The 2,270-nt window shown below is 60.3% G+C and carries 3 protein-coding genes; 2 read left to right on the top strand and 1 reads right to left on the bottom strand.

Annotated features, from left to right (window positions below):
* Together VFL62_RS02720 and VFL62_RS02715 are read left to right on the top strand one after the other, a co-directional pair.
* The coding region (locus tag VFL62_RS02720; RefSeq protein ID WP_325170842.1) for an AraC family transcriptional regulator at positions 1–606 on the top strand (606 nt) is incomplete at its 5' end.
* A 42-nt stretch (positions 607–648) separates the two neighbouring features.
* Positions 649–1,409 (top strand): IS5 family transposase gene (locus VFL62_RS02715; RefSeq protein WP_325170841.1). Its coding sequence is split into 2 segments (ribosomal slippage): positions 649–975 and positions 978–1,409, totalling 759 coding nucleotides; the frame shifts between segments, so codons are not numbered across the junction.
* Between the two features lie 9 nt (positions 1,410–1,418).
* Here VFL62_RS02715 and VFL62_RS02710 read toward each other — a convergent pair.
* A partial coding sequence (locus tag VFL62_RS02710) for an AAA-associated domain-containing protein (protein ID WP_325170840.1) occupies positions 1,419–2,270 on the bottom strand: 852 nt, incomplete at its 5' end.

Below are 2,270 nucleotides of genomic sequence, written 5' to 3'. Positions count from 1 at the left end.
AGCATCGCCAGCGACCATCGCTCCGTAGTTTGCATTCTGATCGAGCCCGAAACTGTCTGCGACGGCGCGTTCGAATTACTTGCAAAGCGGTTGCTGTCGTCAACCGAACGCCAATTCTTCGTGGAGCGCCTGCGTGCTGCTTACCAGCAACTGCAGCATCAGCCATGCACCGGCGATATCGTCAGTGCCGCGTTTGACATCATGTGCTTTGGCCAAGCACTGCCACCGCGGATCCTCGATGCGCGGGTGGTGCAGGCGATTGGGCAAATCGGCCGGTTTTCGGGCGATCCGGTTACGGCGGCAAGCTGCGCGACGGTGGCCGGATTATCCGCCTCGCGATTCCTGCACCTGTTCAAGCAGCAGACCGGCATCTCCTTCCGTTCCTTCCGGGCCTGGAAACGTGCGCGGCACCTGTTGCACTTCGCCAATCAGGACCATAACCTCGCGCATCTGGCGCAGGAAATCGGCTATCCCGACTCGACCCATTTCAGCCACTCGATCCGGCACTTTTACGGGCTGAAGCCGCGAGCGATCTTCTCGGGCTCCCGTAACCTTGCGATCTACCGCAGCGGCCTAGGGCCTGTACTCAATAGGGATTCCATCTGAAAAGAGATTGTGATTCAAGCTTCTCAACGGAGGGAGGCTTGAATGGCAAAGCAGGTTTACTGGCTCAGCGAAGCGGAATGGCGCCGGATTGAGCCTTTGCTGCCGCGAGGGCGCAAAGGGGCGCACCGGGTCGACGATCGCCGCGTCATCAGCGGAATCATTTACATGCTGCGGTGTGGAGCGCGCTGGCGTGATTGCCCGGAGGTCTATGGGCCCTACACGACGATCTACAACCGCTTCAATCGCTGGAGCCGTCAGGGGATTTGGACCGACATCTTCTATGCGTTAACAGGCTCCACCGGAATGTACGGCTCGGCCTCTGTCGATTCGACTTACATCAAGGCTCACCGCTCCGCAGCGGGCGCAAAAGGGGGGCCTTCAATAACGCCATCGGGCGCTCGCGTGGCGGTCAAACGACCAAAATCCACGCGCTAACCGATGATATCGGCCGCCCCCATGTCTTGTTAATCACGGCCGGTAACGTTCACGACCTCGTCGCAGTCCGTAACTTGCTCGCAATGGGTCATCGGCCCAAGCGAGTTCTCGCCGACCGAGCCTATGACGCCACCAGCCTACGCCAGGAACTCGCACAGCGACGGATCAAAGCGGTCATCCCGCCAAATCCGACCCGCAAGCATCCCCATCGCTATAACAAAACCGCTTATAAGGGACGCAACGTCATCGAGCGCATGTTCTGCCGTCTCAAGGACTTCCGACGCATCGCAACCCGCTACGACAAACGCGCCGATATCTACCTCTCCACCATCCTCTTGGCAGCAGCTCTAACTTGGTGGATCAATTGAGTCCGGACCCTAGTGCGGATTTTCCAGGCTGAAGGTTTCGGACTGTTCGTCATAGGCAAACAGCTCGGCGTAGCGCGCCCATGATACGACCGTCTTGAGCGTTTCGTCGGCGTACTCCTCGGACATGTAGTCCTCGAGTTCGTTGCGGAAGCGCGCCGCAGGCGCGGTATGTGACGGCCGTTCGTCAAGCACCCGCCGGATCAGGCCCATGACCGGTACGTAAAGCATGAGATGATCGGCAAACAGCCGCTTGCGCGCATCGGTCTCGAGGTTGGCGAACCGCTTGCCCGCCTCGGTCAGCATCAGGTCGCCTTCGCTCAATTGAGCGAATCTGAGCAGTTGCAGCGACTCGCCGAGATGAAAGATCTCGTCGGCCTCCAGCTGCAAATGGCTGGCGAGAACCGGCAGGTCGGCATGCCCGTTATACGGCGGCGCCGCCAGCGTCTCGATCAGACCCGAAAGCACGTTGGAAGAGACGTGTGGGAGGATCATGCCGACGCCGATGCCCTGAATGCCCTCGGCCGCCGGCGTCCTGGCGGGCCGCTGGGTCATGCGGGCATAGATGTTGTCGACGAGCTGGCGGAAGGCGGGGTCAAGACGATTGCGCGGATGCGGCAGGTCGATCTTGATCTCGGCAGCCACGCGGCCGGGATTGGATGAAAACACCAGGATGCGGTCGCACATCAGCACCGCTTCCTCGATATTATGCGTGACCATCAGCACCGAATTGATCGGCAGCCGGCCTTCGACCCACAGATCGATCAGGTCGGTACGCAAGGTCTCTGCGGTCAGCACGTCGAGCGCCGAAAACGGCTCGTCCATCAGCAGGAGGTCCGGATGCACGACCAGAGCGCGCGCAAA

It is taken from the genome of Bradyrhizobium sp., assembly GCF_035701725.1.
Lineage (GTDB): Bacteria > Pseudomonadota > Alphaproteobacteria > Rhizobiales > Xanthobacteraceae > Bradyrhizobium.
Note: the sequence above shows the minus strand (reverse complement) of the source record. Positions and strands in the feature narration are given on the sequence as shown.